At 68.9% G+C, this 14,018-nt stretch carries 18 protein-coding genes; 13 read left to right on the top strand and 5 right to left on the bottom strand.

The window, feature by feature from the left end:
• The first annotated feature begins 8 nt into the window (after nucleotides 1-8).
• Genes CVA01_RS04720 through CVA01_RS04710 form a run of 3 tightly spaced genes read left to right on the top strand, consistent with a single transcriptional unit; the run spans nucleotide 9 to nucleotide 1,287 of the window.
• Nucleotides 9-671 carry an IMPACT family protein gene (locus tag CVA01_RS04720; protein ID WP_141329022.1) on the top strand — a complete coding sequence of 221 codons (663 nt, stop codon included), beginning with the start codon at nucleotides 9-11 and terminating at the stop codon, nucleotides 669-671.
• A gap of 9 nt (nucleotides 672-680) precedes the next feature.
• Complete coding sequence (locus CVA01_RS04715) at nucleotides 681-914, top strand: hypothetical protein (protein ID WP_014009732.1); 234 nt, start codon at nucleotides 681-683, stop codon at nucleotides 912-914.
• Between the two features lie 7 nt (nucleotides 915-921).
• The gene (locus CVA01_RS04710; RefSeq protein WP_014009733.1) at nucleotides 922-1,287 is read left to right on the top strand and encodes an RNA-binding S4 domain-containing protein; all 366 of its coding nucleotides are present in this window, start codon (nucleotides 922-924) and stop codon (nucleotides 1,285-1,287) included.
• A gap of 13 nt (nucleotides 1,288-1,300) precedes the next feature.
• Here CVA01_RS04710 and CVA01_RS04705 read toward each other — a convergent pair whose 3' ends face one another.
• The 4 genes from CVA01_RS04705 to CVA01_RS04690 are packed head-to-tail and all read right to left on the bottom strand — an operon-like array spanning nucleotide 1,301 to nucleotide 4,305.
• Nucleotides 1,301-2,302, bottom strand: a complete 1,002-nt coding sequence (locus CVA01_RS04705; RefSeq protein ID WP_141329020.1) for a GTP pyrophosphokinase — start codon at nucleotides 2,300-2,302, stop codon at nucleotides 1,301-1,303.
• A gap of 5 nt (nucleotides 2,303-2,307) precedes the next feature.
• Nucleotides 2,308-2,844 carry a hypothetical protein gene (locus tag CVA01_RS04700; RefSeq protein WP_141329018.1) on the bottom strand — a complete coding sequence of 179 codons (537 nt, stop codon included), beginning with the start codon at nucleotides 2,842-2,844 and terminating at the stop codon, nucleotides 2,308-2,310.
• A gap of 14 nt (nucleotides 2,845-2,858) precedes the next feature.
• Nucleotides 2,859-3,722: a BRCT domain-containing protein gene (locus CVA01_RS04695; RefSeq protein WP_141329016.1), complete on the bottom strand. Its 864-nt coding sequence runs from the start codon at nucleotides 3,720-3,722 to the stop codon at nucleotides 2,859-2,861.
• 10 nt (nucleotides 3,723-3,732) lie between these two features.
• Entirely contained in the window at nucleotides 3,733-4,305 is a 573-nt protein-coding gene (locus CVA01_RS04690) for a TetR/AcrR family transcriptional regulator (protein ID WP_041629947.1), read from the bottom strand.
• A 115-nt stretch (nucleotides 4,306-4,420) separates the two neighbouring features.
• On the opposite strand from CVA01_RS04690, the gene CVA01_RS04685 reads away from it, so the two are divergent.
• Genes CVA01_RS04685 through CVA01_RS04675 form a run of 4 tightly spaced genes read left to right on the top strand, consistent with a single transcriptional unit; the run spans nucleotide 4,421 to nucleotide 6,382 of the window.
• The gene (locus CVA01_RS04685; protein WP_170209702.1) at nucleotides 4,421-5,080 is read left to right on the top strand and encodes a hypothetical protein; all 660 of its coding nucleotides are present in this window, start codon (nucleotides 4,421-4,423) and stop codon (nucleotides 5,078-5,080) included.
• The gene (locus CVA01_RS04680) at nucleotides 5,056-5,595 is read left to right on the top strand and encodes a hypothetical protein (protein WP_244938154.1); all 540 of its coding nucleotides are present in this window, start codon (nucleotides 5,056-5,058) and stop codon (nucleotides 5,593-5,595) included. Before CVA01_RS04685 ends, CVA01_RS04680 begins: the two co-directional genes overlap by 25 nt.
• A gap of 35 nt (nucleotides 5,596-5,630) precedes the next feature.
• Complete coding sequence (locus tag CVA01_RS14870) at nucleotides 5,631-5,978, top strand: hypothetical protein (protein WP_170209701.1); 348 nt, start codon at nucleotides 5,631-5,633, stop codon at nucleotides 5,976-5,978.
• Nucleotides 5,979-6,007: 29 nt separating this feature from the next.
• Nucleotides 6,008-6,382, top strand: a complete 375-nt coding sequence (locus tag CVA01_RS04675; RefSeq protein ID WP_170209700.1) for a DUF1345 domain-containing protein — start codon at nucleotides 6,008-6,010, stop codon at nucleotides 6,380-6,382.
• Here the strand turns inward: CVA01_RS04675 and CVA01_RS04670 are convergent.
• Nucleotides 6,379-8,088 (bottom strand): hypothetical protein, encoded by a 1,710-nt coding sequence (locus tag CVA01_RS04670; RefSeq protein WP_141329008.1) that lies wholly within the window; start codon nucleotides 8,086-8,088, stop codon nucleotides 6,379-6,381. The genes CVA01_RS04675 and CVA01_RS04670 overlap by 4 nt on opposite strands.
• 94 nt (nucleotides 8,089-8,182) lie before the next feature.
• On the opposite strand from CVA01_RS04670, the gene hisD reads away from it, so the two are divergent.
• The 6 genes from hisD to priA all read left to right on the top strand — a co-directional run bounded on the left by hisD (nucleotide 8,183) and on the right by priA (nucleotide 14,018).
• Nucleotides 8,183-9,493: a histidinol dehydrogenase gene (gene hisD / locus CVA01_RS04665; protein ID WP_073883572.1), complete on the top strand. Its 1,311-nt coding sequence runs from the start codon at nucleotides 8,183-8,185 to the stop codon at nucleotides 9,491-9,493.
• 5 nt (nucleotides 9,494-9,498) lie between these two features.
• Nucleotides 9,499-10,611, top strand: a complete 1,113-nt coding sequence (locus CVA01_RS04660; RefSeq protein WP_141329006.1) for a histidinol-phosphate transaminase — start codon at nucleotides 9,499-9,501, stop codon at nucleotides 10,609-10,611.
• On the top strand, nucleotides 10,608-11,222 hold the full coding sequence (gene hisB, locus CVA01_RS04655) for an imidazoleglycerol-phosphate dehydratase HisB (RefSeq protein ID WP_014009744.1): 615 nt from the start codon (nucleotides 10,608-10,610) through the stop codon (nucleotides 11,220-11,222). Before CVA01_RS04660 ends, hisB begins: the two co-directional genes overlap by 4 nt.
• Nucleotides 11,219-12,487, top strand: a complete 1,269-nt coding sequence (locus CVA01_RS04650; RefSeq protein WP_141329004.1) for an MFS transporter — start codon at nucleotides 11,219-11,221, stop codon at nucleotides 12,485-12,487. The genes hisB and CVA01_RS04650 overlap by 4 nt, the downstream gene beginning before the upstream one ends.
• 27 nt (nucleotides 12,488-12,514) lie before the next feature.
• Nucleotides 12,515-13,165, top strand: coding sequence for an imidazole glycerol phosphate synthase subunit HisH (hisH, locus tag CVA01_RS04645; protein ID WP_014009746.1), 651 nt, complete (start codon nucleotides 12,515-12,517; stop codon nucleotides 13,163-13,165).
• A gap of 91 nt (nucleotides 13,166-13,256) precedes the next feature.
• On the top strand, nucleotides 13,257-14,018 hold the full coding sequence (priA, locus tag CVA01_RS04640; RefSeq protein WP_141329002.1) for a bifunctional 1-(5-phosphoribosyl)-5-((5-phosphoribosylamino)methylideneamino)imidazole-4-carboxamide isomerase/phosphoribosylanthranilate isomerase PriA: 762 nt from the start codon (nucleotides 13,257-13,259) through the stop codon (nucleotides 14,016-14,018).

Genomic DNA, 14,018 nt, shown 5'->3' with positions numbered 1-14,018 from the left:
AGAGGTAGATGGTGGACGCCGCCTACCGGCGTCCTGCCGACGGGACGACCTGGGACGCCACCCTCGAGATCCGGCGTTCCCGGTTCCTCGCCCTGGCTGCCCGCGTCACCGCCGAGGAGGACGCCCGGGCGTTCGTCGCCACCGTCCGCGCCGGATATCCGGACGCCCGGCACCACTGCTCGGCCTTCATCCTCCACGTCGACGGTGCGAACCCGGTCGAGCGGTCCAGTGACGACGGTGAGCCCTCCGGCACGGCAGGCCAGCCCATGCTGGAGGTCCTTCGCGGCTCTGAACTGCAGGATGTGGCGGTGGTCGTGGTCCGCTGGTTCGGCGGGGTGAAACTCGGTACCGGTGGACTGGTCCGCGCGTACGGGGACGCCACCCGTGAGGTGCTGGACAGGATCACCGTCGTCCGCCGGGAGCTACGGGCACTGTGGACCCTCTCGGTGTCCCATGCGGACGCCGGGCGCCTTGAGGCTGACCTGCGCAACCGGGGCATGGAGGTCGAGGCATCGTACGGGGCCGAGGTGACGCTCACCCTCACCCTCGACCCGGCGGAGGATCCCACCGGAACAGTCGCCGGGCTCACCGGAGGGACGGTGACGGCGAGGCGTACCGGGGAACAGTGGTGCGACGTGCCGGTGGGCACCCGGGAGGCCGGTACCCGGTAATCTTGCCCCATGAGCCCTGAGAAGTCAGTCAACAAGTACGCCGGCAGTTCCGTCACCCAGCGCAAGCAGGACGTGCGCAAGCACTCCCGTGCCCTGCAGATCGCCGGTGGCGTGGTGGTCGCCGGAGTGGTTCTCGGTTTCTTCATGAAGTTCTTCTTCGTCGTCGCCCTGGTCGCCCTCGTCGTCGCCGGGGTGAACGCCTGGAAGATCAAGGAGATCGTCAACCACAAGGACCAGTGGTGACGCGCCCGTGAGCACCACCACCAGGATCGACGCCTGGGTCTGGTCCGTCCGCCTGTTCAAGACCCGCTCGGCCGCCGCGGAGGCATGCCGTGCCGGACATGTGAAGCTCAATGACGCCACGGTGAAGCCCGCCCAGACCGTGGTCGTGGGGGACACGGTGCGGGCATGGGTGAACCACCGCGAGCACATCTACGAGGTGACGAAACTCGTGAGCAAACGGGTCGGCGCACCGGTCGCCCGGACCTGCTACATCGACCATTCCCCGCCGCCACCGTCGAAGGAACTGCTGGCGTCGATCCCGCAGCGGGACCGCGGTGCCGGGCGACCGACGAAGAAGGAGCGGCGGGAGACCGACCGGTTGCGGGGGCGGTGACGGGGGTCGCGTCCTACTTCCGGTCAGCACCGGTGAGCCGCTGCCACCGGTTGCCGAGTCGACCCGGTCGGGAATCCGGGTTGTCGCCGATGTGGACGGTGCGTCGGATGTGGTCGCGACCGTAGACCATCAGCAGCAGGTCGTCGATGAGACGGACCTGGCCGGGGGCGTAGCCGTAGTCCATGGCGTCCATGAGCCGGGAGACGTTCTCGGCGTCGCACAGTGTGGCCAGTTCGCCGATGGTGGTGATGCCGTGGGCGGCAAGCATGTCCACGGCGAAGGCGTAGTAGTCCGCCTTCGAGGTGGGGAAGGTGGTGCCCAGGATCATGGTGAGCACACCGGGCAGCGTAGTGACGGAGAGTTCGGCGTCCTCCGCGGCGTCCACCTCGCTGGAGACGATGTGCTGGATCTCGTCGAACTGGCTGTCCGCGAGTTCGATGAGTCCGGCCGCCAGGGTGAATGCGCGGTGGACCTCGACCGGCAGGTCTTCATCGGGGTTCTTGTAGCGGATGTCGTGCTCGAACTCCGCCCAGGCGTGCTGGAGCACGGTGCGCAGCTGGACCTCGACAAGGCGTCCTGTCAGATCTGTGCGTGTCCCTGTGTCGCCGGTGAGCTCGGGCAGTCGGTCGGGATCGACCCGTGCGATGATGTGGCGCGAGGCGTATCCGAAGGTGCCCTCGGCCTTCGCCTTCTCGGCCTTGTCCACGACGTTCTCGACGGCGAAGAGGTTGCGCATCACCCCGACGAGCAGCGGGATCTCCGAGGTGGTGAAGACGGTGATGCGGATCCCGATGACGTCGTGGGCGGACTCGAAGTCGCGGTAGTCGGGGAAGTCGGGGTTGCGCAGCTTGGTGAGGAAACTCCGGCGGTCCTTGATCCGCACCGAGACCTGGTCATAGGAGATGCCGGCGTCATCGAGCTCTTCGGAGAGGACGCGGCGGATGTCGTCGGTCACCGAGGGGTGCTCGGCCAGCCAGACGTCGTAGTGGTGGAGTGCGGAATCATGCGAACCCATGGCACTTACAGTAGGGCACTGTCACTGAGCGTCCGGGCAGGGCTGCACGTGTCGTCGTCGAGCAGGACAGGAAGCGTGGCGCCGTCGTCGAGGACCAGGAGGCGTCCCGAACCTGTCACCGAGATCCGCGGCGTACCGGCCAGAACCCGCAGTGTGGGGCGGATGAGCAGAGGATGGGCGATCAGTCCGGCGGCGGGGAAGGGCTCGTCGATGACGCCGACCTCCCGGACGCCCTCGGCGAGACGACGTTGCCTCAGCGCGGTGCCGTGGGTGGCGGTGAGGCGGCCGAGAGTGGCGAGCATGGTCAGTGCGGCATCCGCCCAGAGTCCGCCGACGGTGGTGTCCCGGCTGACGAGATCGTCGGTGGTCAGCTCCCGGGTGCCCTCGGGGCCGGTCTCCCGGATGCCGGTGACCAGTCCGGCACCGAGCGGGATGAACAGGGGAGTACCGGTGGCGAAGATGTCGGCGGGGTGGTGGTCGTGGGCGGAGTCCGGAAGCGGGAGGAGGTGGAGCGTGGTGTCTGTGGAGTTTCTCGGGTCCATAGACAGTTAGACTCCTAGAAGGGCGCGTCGGTTCCCTTCACCTCGGAAATATCCGGACGCGCGGTCCTGCCGACCTTCTCCAGGAACTCGGCGAAGGTCCACAGCTGGATGTCCTGGCCCTTCTCCTGCAGTTCCCGGGCCCGCTTCTCCTTGGAGGTCACCGAGTCCCAGGTGCCGAGGACGAGCACGGTGGTCTTCTTCGTGACGTTCTTGCCGACGGTGCCACCGGCCGCAGCGATCATGTCCCATACCTCGCCCTTCTCATAGGGCTCGAAGTCACCGGTGAGGGTGACGTTCTGGCCGAAGACAGGACCGTCGGCGTCCGCGGTCAGATCCGGCTCAGGCAGGGTGTCCGGTGTGGCGACCCGGTTCCAGGAACCGCGGCCGCTCTTGCCGCTCTTGCCTCCATTGCCGCTCTTGCTGCTCCTCGTCGTGTCGGAGGACACCGGGGACGCCGTCGGTTCCGGATCCGCGGCCGGCTCCTCAGGAAGCTCGAACAGGGACAGGGGTGATCCGGCCGAGGCGGCGTCCCCGTGATCAGACCCGGAATCATCCATCGGATACCCACCCTGAAGTGCAGTCAGGGCGGCATTCGCGGCGACGAAGGCGTCCTGCTGGCCGGGGGCGAACGCCACGACGGTGGACGCCCCGTGGGTCGCGGGGTAGCCGCGCAGTGGGCGGTCGGTGTTCCCCGCCAGGGAGAACTGGATCCAGCCCGGGGAGGTCGCGGTGGGGGCGTGGTGGTACCAGCCGCGCAGGTCGGCCGGGGAGACGTCGAGGGTGGGCGGCAGGAGCGTCTGCCCCATCGGGGTGCGCTCGACGTGCACGCCGGACCTGTCGACGCTGATTGTGGCTCCGTGGGCGGTGACCGTGGTCATGGGAGTACCTCTATCTCTGTTCGGTTGCGGCAACGCCGTCGAGGATCAGTTCCACCCCGGCGAGGATACGGACCACAGCCTCGGTGTCCGGGGTGGTGACCTCCTCGGTCGCGTACGCGGTCTGCAGCTCCGTGGCGGCACCGAGCAGGTAGCGCACCAGGACCCACGCGGCCAGGCCGGGATCGCTGCCGGGGGCGCCGGCGAGTGCCGCGGTCACCGGCTCGACCGGGTTGTGCTCCAGCGTGCCGGTGGCCAGGGAGGCGGAGACGATCTCCGCTCCGTCACGGATCGACAGCAACCGGTCCAGCAGGCCGGCGGTGGTGTCGAGGGTGCGGGCACGCCAGGCATCGATCTCGGCGTCCTGCGCGGGGTCGGTGACCTCGGCCGGAATGCCGTCGGGGTCGGCGAGGATCTGGTCGGCGACGGCGCCGAGCAGGGCCTGCTTGGACGGGAAATGCCAGTACAGGGCGCCCGGCGCGACCTCCAGGTTACGGGCGAGACGACGCATGCTGAGGTCGCCGAGCCCGTACTCGTGGAGGATGTCGAAAGAGGCGGTGAGGATGGTTTCCCGGTTGAGTTGCACGGTCCACGAGTCTAGCCGGGTTAACGGATCGGGGTGCCGGTCGATGTAACCTCTGACTGAACGAGTCACAGAACAAGTCACTGAATGAGTCGCAGACCGAAGGGATGTCACCGATATGGCTTACGGACGCCGGGGGCGTGCAGCACGCAGAATGCAGGGTGGACGCCCTGCCGCAGTGGCGGGGGTCGTCCTCGCCGGGGCGCTGGTGCTGACCGCCTGTGGCTCGGACGACGGGGACGACGAGGAGCCCACGACCTCGGCGACCACCTCGGCGACCACCGCCGCACCGGAGTCTGTCGACCCGTCGGCGGACCCGGTGGAATCGGATAACCCCGAGAGCCCTGAGGCAGGTGCCGAGGGGGAGGGCGCGCCGGACCCGGAGGTTCCCGCTGACCCGGAGGCACAGGCAGAGGGTGGTGGCCCGGCGGCGGGCACGGACGTCGACCAGATCTCCGGGGTGGCCCGCGGCGTCTCCGGAGACAAGATGCTGTCGGACAACTACCAGTACACCCTGGACAACTACTGCTCCGCCTTCATCGACCAGCAGGGTGGACGCGAGACCATCCAGACAACCATCGCCGGTCTGCGTGGTGACAACGATCAGCTGCTCAGTGCGACGGACAGCGTCGTCGAGGTGACGGACGTCCGTGACGTCCGGGTCGACGGCGACACCGCTACGGCATTCATCGTCGGCACCGTCGGTGGACAGGACGCCTCCAGCACGCAGAATTACGTGCGTGAGGACGGTGCGTGGAAGATCTGCCCCGTCGCATGACGCGTCCGGTGATCACGAAGCAGTGGGGTGAATGGGGACGCGTCGTCGCCGTCGCCCTGGTGATCTTCGCCGTCGCAGGCGTGGCGTGGGGATTTTTCCAGCCGGTGACCACCGGTGAAGTGACCGACGATCTCACGGCCGTCTCTGCCCTGTCCGGGGAGGACGCCGCGGTCCCGACGTTCGGTATCTACATCATCGTCACCGCGGTGCTGGGAGTGGCCCTGGCCGGGTGGATGTTCGCTGGGGCCCGCCGTCTGCGGGGGCCGTGGGGCCTGGCGGCGGCCGGCATCCTCGCGTTTCTCGGGTCCGCGGTCTTCCTCGTCTTCGGCAACTTCGTCACCGGTCACTTCCGGGCGACGGACCTGTCCGGTGAGCTCACCGCCGGACAACAGGTCACCCTGGTCGCCGACGTGGGGATGGGGGCGGGTCTGCTCGTCGCCCCGACGTGCGCACTGGTCGTGTACTGGGCCTGCGCGCTGTTCTCCTCGGACGAGGCGTTCGAGCGCACGACCTAGTTGCCCGGGTGGTCCCCGACCTGTACTCGGGTGCCATGGACGCGCACTCCGACAGGACCTCCGGAGCGCTGCGCAGCGACCTCTTCCGGCTCAACGTCGCCAGCCTGGCGGCCGCCGTCGTCGCCGTAGCGTCGGCGCTCTGCTGGTTCCGGTTCCTCACCCCGCCGGAGGCGGAGGAATCCCTGCCCGGCGTCACGGTACCGGTGATCTGTTTCCTGCTGGTGTACTGGCCGGTCTACGTCGCCCTCTATCTGACATGGTCGTGGCGGGTCTATTCCTCGTTGGACAGTGCCGGACTGCAGTCGACGGCGGAGAGCGACCTGCGGCGCAACCGGGGCTGGCTCGGGTCGCTGTCCGGGGTTCGTCGCGGGGCACTGACCTGACGACGACGGCGGCGACGGTGGCGGTGCTCGTGACCATCATCATCGCCCTGACTCCCGGCGTCCGGGAGAATACCGCGGTGATCATCCTCATCCTGGTGACCGTGGTCGCGTCCTGGGCGATGATGGTCCACGGCTTCGCCCTGGACTACATGCGGGCGACCCTGACGCAGGCGCCGGATGAGACCCCGCATCTGGAGTTCAGGAGCACCCGGGAGCCGACCTTCAGTGACTTCGTCACGGTCGCGGTGATGGTCTCGACAATGGGCGTGGGCTCTCCGGCGGAGGTCAACACGACGGCGATGTGGCGTCGGATGCGGATGAACACGGTGCTGGCGTACTTCTTCAACACCGTCATCGTCGCGATGATGGTGTCGCTGGTGTTCGGCGGCATTACCGGCAGTTAACCCTGCCGCAGATTGCGCAGGGCGTGATAGCCCTCCCACGCGGCGTTCTCTCCGGTGTCGAAGGTGGCACCTGGTTCGTCCGGCTCGCCACCCGGCACACTGAGCAGTTCGACGTGTGCCAGGTCCAGTGCCCGGTCGCAGGCCGTGCCGTCACCCTGGTCCAGGTACAGTTCTGCCGCACTGACCCAGTTCAACGCCGCACCGGAGTGGTCCCGGGCGTCCCGGAAGTACCGGGCGGCACGCTCGGCGTAGGCGACGGCGAGATCCGGTCGGTCCGCCATCTCCCATACCGCCGACATGTCCTCGTTCCAGTCCGCGAGATGCCAGGTCAGCATGTCGTCGTCTGTGTCTGGCGAACGGGCAGCGTCCGTCGCCGGATCCTCCAGGACCCGCAGGGCACGTTCCATGAGCTCCACCGCACGCGAGGTCTCGCCCGAGGAACAGCGTTCCCTCGCGGCGGTACGCAGCACCTGGGCGGCCGGGATGCGCTCGCCGCGGTCCAGATGCAGGGTCGCGGCCCGCTCCAGCAGGGAGACCACCGTCTCCCCGGTCGAGGAGCCCAGCGTCCCCGCCTCACCGGCCTCCTCCGCCGCCATCGTGGCGATGGACAGGCACGCCAGGGTGCGCTCCGAGTCCGGGGTCAGCGCCGACCAGTCGGCGGTGGAGGCAGCCAGGGCGAAGGCCTCGTACGGCAGATCCGCACCCAGCGCTGACCGGGCACGCACCGCCCGCAGGTTCAGCAGGGCGGGGCTCACCGGTGCACCGTCCAGGGCCTTGCCGTAGCGGCGGGCGAGGTCATAGGCGGCGTCATAGTCACCGTCGGCGTTGAGCAGCTGGCAGACCTGTTCCGCCCGGTGCATACCCTCCAGTGGGGCACCCAGTTCGAGGGCGAGTTCAGCGCACGCCCGCCAGTGGGCGAGGACCCCGTCGGTGTCCATCTCCTCCGGCGTCTCCCCGGCGGTCAGGGACAGATAGCCGAGCACATCATGGGCCTCATAGACCTGGGTGGGGGTGACCGCCGGGTCCAGGGTCGCCAGATGGTCGGTGACCAGGGTGACTGCCTCGGCGGTCCGGCCGTCGGCGTGGAGCTGCTGGGCCTCGGTGAGCACCCGGTCGCCCGGCTGCACCGTCGGGGAGGTGAAGCGGGCGCACAGGGCACGGAACTGGCCACGCTTGGGTGCGTTTTCCGTGGAGGTCGCACAGGTCAGTCCGGCCATCGCCGCCAGCGACAGACATACCCGGACATGTCGGGGAGAGTCCTCGGTCAGACCCGCACCGACATCGGTGAGCCGGGCGGCCAGTTCGGTGAGCAGCGCAGGGGTCGGGGCGAGCCCGCAGGTCAGCACCGCGTCATCACACTCGACGACCATGGCCACCAGGCACAGCGACGACAACGCGAGCACCGCCGAGGGGGTGTCGTCGGCGTCTTCGGCGAGGGCGCGCCAGGCACGGACATCGGCGACGGTGTCGTCGTGCAGCTCCATCCGGTCGGCCGCGGCCGCACGCAGCACATGGAACTCGGTGCGCTCTGCTGTCGGGAGATCCTCCGGCAGATCAGCGGGGTCGGCGAGCCAGAACCGGGTACCGAACTCACTGGTGAGCCGCCAGCTTGTCGCGTGGTCGCCGGCCCGTGCCGCCGCCGCGGACGCCCGGAGGAGCTCCGTCAGCTCCCGGGCCTGTTCCCGGCCCTGTCCCTCGTCCGCCATCCTGCTCAAGACCCTCCGTCCCGTCGACTGTGTGCACTACGTCTAGAATCTTCAGACGATACCCGACCATCACCTGAGGAGACGATCCCAGCTCATGCTTTCGCGTCTGGATCTGAGGGGAAAGACCCCCTCGACCGCCGAACTCCGCCGCATCCTGCCCCGCGGAGGAGTCGATATCGACCATGTGCTCCCGGCCGTGACCCCCGTGGTCGAGGCTGTGCGGGACCGCGGTGCCGCCGCGGCCCTGGAGTACGGCGAGAGCTTCGACCATGTGCGTCCCGCGTCCGTCCGCGTCCCGGCGTCAGTCATCGCCGAGGCGACCGAGAACCTGGATCCGACCATCACCGCGGCACTGACCGAGGCCATCTCCCGGGTGCGCGCCTTCCACGCGTCCCAGATGCCCACCGACGCCACTCTCGAGATCGCCCCCGGCGGCCTCGTCGGTGAGCGCTGGATCCCGGTCAACCGCGTCGGCCTCTACGTGCCCGGTGGCAAGGCGGTCTACCCGTCCTCGGTGATCATGAACGTCGTCCCGGCCCAGGAGGCCGGCGTCGGCTCGCTGGTCGTCTGCTCCCCGCCGCAGGCCGACTGCGGTGGCTGGCCTCACCCGACCGTGCTGGCAGCCTGCTCGCTGCTCGGCGTCGAAGAGATCTGGGCCGTCGGTGGTGGCCAGGCCATCGCCTTGATGGCCTACGGCGACGATGAGCTTGAGCCCGTGGATCTCATCACCGGCCCGGGCAATATCTTCGTCACCGCCGCCAAGCGGCTGTGCCGCTCCGTCGTCGGCATCGACGCCGAGGCCGGCCCCACCGAGATCGCCGTGCTCGCCGACTGCACCGCCAACCCGGTCGCTGTCGCCTACGACCTCATCAGCCAGGCCGAGCACGACCCGATGGCAGCTTCGGTGCTGATCACCGACTCTGCCGAGCTGGCAGACGCCGTCGACCGCGAGGTCGCCGAGCGCTACCAGGTCACCCTCAACCACGACCGCGTCAACGAGGCCCTCACGGGCGTGCAGTCCGGGATCATCCTCACCGACACCCTCGACGAGTCGGTGCGGGTGGCGGACGCCTACGCCGCCGAGCATCTGGAGGTCCAGACCGAGGACGCCGAGGGCGTCGCCGCCCGGATCACCAACGCCGGTGCGATCTTCATCGGCCCGTACTCCCCGGTGCCGCTCGGTGACTACGCCGCCGGGTCGAACCACGTGCTTCCGACCTCCGGCACCGCCCGGCACTCCTCGGGCCTGTCGACCCATACCTTCCTCAAGCACGTCGACGTCATCAACTACGACCGGACCGCGCTCAAAGAGGTCGCGGGCACTGTCGTCACCCTGGCCGACGCTGAGCGTCTGCCCGCCCACGGCGAGGCCGTCAAGGCCCGCTTCGAGAACCCGGAAATCTGAGCGCCATGACTGATCTGAACGATCTCCCGCTGCGTCCTGAACTGCGCGGGAAGTCCGCCTACGGTGCCCCGCAGCTCACCGTCACCAACCAGCTGAACACCAACGAGAACCCCTACGCGCCGTCCGAGGGCCTCGTCGAGGATCTCGTCACCGAGGTGCGCCGCCTGGCCACCACACTGAACCGCTACCCCGAGCGGGACGCCGTTGAACTGCGTGACGAGCTCGCCGCCTATGTCTCGCGCCAGACCCACGTCGAGGTCACCCGCGACCAGGTGTGGGCCGCCAACGGGTCCAACGAGGTCCTCCAGCAGCTGCTGCAGGCCTTCGGCGGTCCGGGCCGGTCCGTCATGGGCTTCACCCCGAGCTACTCGATGCACCCGATCCTCGCCTCCGGCACGCAGACGGAGTTCCTCGACGTGCCCCGCACCGGGGAGAACTTCGACATCGACGTCGACAAGGCTCTCGCTGCCATTGCAGAGCAGAAGCCGGACATCGTCTTCGTCACCACCCCGAACAACCCCACCGGCGGGATCACCCCGGTGACCGACCTGCGCCGCATCCTCGAGGCGGAACGGGCGGTCGGTGGCATCGTCATCGTCGACGAGGCCTACGCCGAGTTCTCCGACGAGCCCAGCGCCACCACACTGCTCGCCGAGTACCCGACGACCCTGGTCGTCTCCCGCACCATGTCCAAGGCCTTCGACTTCGCCGGAGGACGCCTCGGCTACTTCGTCGCCGACCCGGCCTTCATCGAGGCCGTCATGCTGGTTCGCCTGCCGTACCACCTGTCGACCCTGTCCCAGGCTGCGTCGACCGTCGCCCTGCGCCACGCCGACGAGACCCTCGCCACCGTCGCGAAGCTGCGGGAGGAGAGGATCCGCGTCGTCGAGGCCCTCGCCAACCTGGGCTACAAGGTCGTGCCGAGCGAGTCGAACTTCGTCTTCTTCGCCGTCCCGGACAACGCCGACGCCCACGAGTTGTGGTCCAGGTTCCTCGACCTCGACGTCCTTATCCGCGACGTGGGAGTCGCCGGCCACCTGCGCATGACCGTGGGACTTCCGCAGGAGAACGACGCCTTCCTCGCCGCCGCCGACAAGATCATCGGAGAATATAAGTGACCACACCACGCGCCGACCGTATCGCCCGCATCGAGCGGACCACGAAGGAATCCGCCATCACCGTCGAGATCAACCTCGACGGCACCGGGACGACCGACATCGACACGAAGCTGCCCTTTTTCGACCACATGCTCACCGCCTTCGGAGCACACGGCAGCTTCGACCTCACCGTCCACGCCGACGGCGACATCGAGGTGGACGCCCACCACACTGTCGAGGACACAGCCATCGTCCTCGGCCAGGCGTTCGCGCAGGCCCTCGGCGACAAGAAGGGCATCCGCCGCTTCGCCGACTCCTACATCCCGATGGACGAGACGCTGGCCCAGGCCGTCGTCGACGTCTCCGGACGCCCCTACTACGTCGGCACCGGCGAGCCGGAGACCATGCTGACCACCGTCATCGGCGGCCACTACGCCACCGTGATCAACCAGCACTTCTTCGAGACCCTGGCCTTCAATGCCCGGATCGCCCTGCACGTGCGCTGCCTCTACGGACGCGACCCCCACCACATCACCGAGGCGGAGTTCAAGGCGGTGGCCCGTGCCCTGCGTGCCGCCACCGAGTCCGACCCGCGGGTGACAGGGGTGCCGTCCACCAAGGGCACTCTGTGATTGACGTCCTCAAGGTCAAGGGTCTGCCCCTGACCCTGCTCAGCGTCTTCTGTGCCTTCCTCGGCTGGTCCCTGCTGCTGCCGGTCATCCCGGTGGCTATGCTCGACGACGGGTACGGTGACGCGCTCGCCGGCCTGTCCACCGGCATCTTCATGGCGGCCACCGTCATCACCCAGTTCTTCGTCCCGCGCCTGCTGCGCTCGGTCGGCTACGTGCCGGTGATGATCGCCGCGGCCGTGCTGCTCGGCGTGCCCTCCGCGTTCTACCTCATCGACGGCGGCGCCTGGTTCGTGCTGCTGGTCTCCGCGGTGCGTGGCATCGGCTTCGGCGCGGTGACTGTCGCCCAGTCCGCGCTGCTCGCCGAACTCGTCCCGCCCCGGCAGCTCGGTCGGGCGAACGCCTTCTTCGGTGCGGCGATCGGCGTCGGCGAGATCCTCGGCTTCAGTATCGGGCTCACGCTCTACACCCGTGCCGGTGACAGTGTCTTCCTCATCGCCGTCGTCTGCGGGGTGGTCGGCGCCCTCGGTGCGCTCGGCGTCCCGTCACTGAAAGCTGAACCGACGGGGCACGAGGTCCGGCAGCGCGGCACCCACGCCCCGTTGTGGAAGCTCGCCCTGGTACCGGTCGTCGGCCTGTGCACCGGTGCGATGGGCTTCGGCGCCCTGTCCTCGTTCACCGCCCCCGCCGTCGACGGCATCGACCCGGCGGCGGCCGCCACCGTGGCCGGGTTCGCGCTGGCGGTCACCGGCGCGGCCCAGATCCTCGGTCGTGTCATCTCCGGCTGGTGGGCGGACCGGATCGGGGAGCCGGGCCGGCTCGTCGTCTGGGCGTCCCTGTGCGCTGTCGGCGGCATGCTCGCCATGGCGTCGGTCATCCACAGCGCCCCGTCCGGCGCGGCCCTGGTGGCCGGTGCCCTCGGGTCCGCGGCCTTGTTCGGTCTGGGGTTCGGCGGGGTCCAGTCCGAGACCCTGCTGATGATGTTCGCCCGGATGCCGAAGGAGCGGCTCTCCGAGGCGTCCGCCACCTGGAACATGTCCTTTGACTCGGGTACCGGTGCAGGTTCCGCGGTGCTCGGCGTCGTGGCGTCCTCCAGCGGCTACGGCGGGGTGTTCCTCGCCGGTGCCGGGCTGGTCGGGTTCGGTACGGCCACGCTGGCGGGGGACCGGTGGCTGGGGCGTCACCGGGTCGTCGAGCACGGGAACATCCGTACCCGGCTGCGTCGTCTCACGGCAGACTCCCCAACCGGACGCCGCCCGCGTGGCTGACGGGTCTGCACGCTAGAATCTGCGGTCATGGCAACTCCTCGCGTCGCACTGCTCGACTACGGTTCCGGTAACCTCCGATCCGCCCAGCGGGCGCTGGAGCATGTGGGGGCGGAGGTGACCGTCACCGCCGACCCGGACACGGTGCTCAACGCCGACGGGCTGCTGGTCCCCGGCGTCGGGAACTTCGGTGCCTGCATGACCGGCCTGCGCGCTGTCCACGGTGACCGGATGATCGACATCCGCCTGTCGGGAGGACGCCCCGTCTTCGGCATCTGTGTCGGTATGCAGATCCTCTTCGACTACGGCGTGGAGGGATCCGACGGTGACGGCCCCGGCACCGAGGGCTGCGGTCAGTGGCCCGGGTCGGTGACGAAGCTGGAGGCGTCCGTGCTGCCGCACATGGGGTGGAACACCCTCGAGGCCGCGGACGGTAGCGGACTGTTCGCCGGGGCGGATCCGGCGGAGCGGTACTACTTCGTGCACTCCTACGCCGCCCGGAACTGGGAGCTGGTCACCGACGGTCGCACCGAGGCACCCAAGGTCACCTGGGCACAGCACGAGGACTGCCGGTTCGTCGCCGCGGTGGAGAACGGACCGCTGTGGGCGACCCAGTTCCACCCGGAGAAGTCCGGTGAGGCCGGGGCGCAGCTGCTGCACAACTGGCTCGCCACCCTGTAGAACCACCACTGAACCCACGACAAACCACACTGTGGGATAATCGATCCCACGATACGGCCGAGGCCGTCCACCTGCGCGATAGGATGTTCACATGACTCTCACCCTGCTCCCCGCCGTCGACGTCCGCGACGGTCAGGCTGTCCGCCTCGTCCAGGGAGCCTCCGGTTCCGAGACCAGCTACGGTGCCCCGCTGGACGCCGCACTGGCCTGGCAGAACGCGGGATCAGAGTGGGTCCATCTCGTCGACCTGGACGCCGCCTTCGGGACCGGCTCCAACTTCGACCAGCTCCACGAGGTCATCAGCCGGCTCGACGTCAACGTCGAGCTCTCCGGCGGTATCCGCGACGACGAGTCGCTGGTCCGCGCGCTGTCCACCGGCTGCCGCCGCGTGAACATCGGCACCGCCGCCCTGGAGAACCCGGACTGGTGCGAGCGCATCATCGGCGAGTACGGCGACCGCGTGGCCATCGGCCTCGACACCCGCCAGATCGACGGCGAGTGGCGGCTGCGCGGCCGTGGCTGGGTCTCCGACGGCGGCGATCTCTGGGAGGTCCTCGAGCGGCTCGACGCCCAGGGCTGCTCCCGCTTCGTGGTGACCGACGTCTCCCGCGACGGCATGCTCTCCGGTCCGAACATCGACCTGCTGCGTGAGGTCGCCGCCGCGACCTCCGCCCCGGTCGTCGCCTCCGGCGGCATCTCGAGCCTCGACGACATCGCCGCCCTCGCGGAGGCCGTCACCGACGGGGTGGATTCCGCCATCGTCGGCAAGGCGCTCTACGCCGGCAAGTTCACCCTCGAACAGGCTCTCGCCGTGGCTCGCGGCGAGGCCGTCCCCACAGACGGACAGGAGTGA

It is taken from the genome of Corynebacterium variabile, assembly GCF_006539825.1.
GTDB classification, from domain to species: domain Bacteria; phylum Actinomycetota; class Actinomycetes; order Mycobacteriales; family Mycobacteriaceae; genus Corynebacterium; species Corynebacterium variabile.
The sequence above is the reverse complement of the archived record's forward strand: the minus strand, read 5'-3'. Positions and strand labels throughout refer to the sequence as shown.

Bases quoted from the DNA above. Each gene is read 5' to 3' on its own strand.
- hisH (WP_014009746.1), top strand. From the start codon at position 12,515: ATGGCAACTCCTCGCGTCGCACTGCTCGACTACGGTTCCGGTAACCTC.
- hisD (WP_073883572.1), top strand. From the start codon at position 8,183: ATGCTTTCGCGTCTGGATCTGAGGGGAAAGACCCCCTCGACCGCCGAA.
- CVA01_RS04695 (WP_141329016.1), bottom strand. From the start codon at position 3,722: ATGACCACGGTCACCGCCCACGGAGCCACAATCAGCGTCGACAGGTCC.
- CVA01_RS04715 (WP_014009732.1), top strand. From the start codon at position 681: ATGAGCCCTGAGAAGTCAGTCAACAAGTACGCCGGCAGTTCCGTCACC.
- priA (WP_141329002.1), top strand. From the start codon at position 13,257: ATGACTCTCACCCTGCTCCCCGCCGTCGACGTCCGCGACGGTCAGGCT.
- CVA01_RS04670 (WP_141329008.1), bottom strand. From the start codon at position 8,088: ATGGCGGACGAGGGACAGGGCCGGGAACAGGCCCGGGAGCTGACGGAG.
- CVA01_RS04720 (WP_141329022.1), top strand. From the start codon at position 9: ATGGTGGACGCCGCCTACCGGCGTCCTGCCGACGGGACGACCTGGGAC.
- CVA01_RS14870 (WP_170209701.1), top strand. From the start codon at position 5,631: ATGGACGCGCACTCCGACAGGACCTCCGGAGCGCTGCGCAGCGACCTC.
- CVA01_RS04685 (WP_170209702.1), top strand. From the start codon at position 4,421: ATGGCTTACGGACGCCGGGGGCGTGCAGCACGCAGAATGCAGGGTGGA.
- CVA01_RS04705 (WP_141329020.1), bottom strand. From the start codon at position 2,302: ATGGGTTCGCATGATTCCGCACTCCACCACTACGACGTCTGGCTGGCC.
- CVA01_RS04660 (WP_141329006.1), top strand. From the start codon at position 9,499: ATGACTGATCTGAACGATCTCCCGCTGCGTCCTGAACTGCGCGGGAAG.
- CVA01_RS04700 (WP_141329018.1), bottom strand. From the start codon at position 2,844: ATGGACCCGAGAAACTCCACAGACACCACGCTCCACCTCCTCCCGCTT.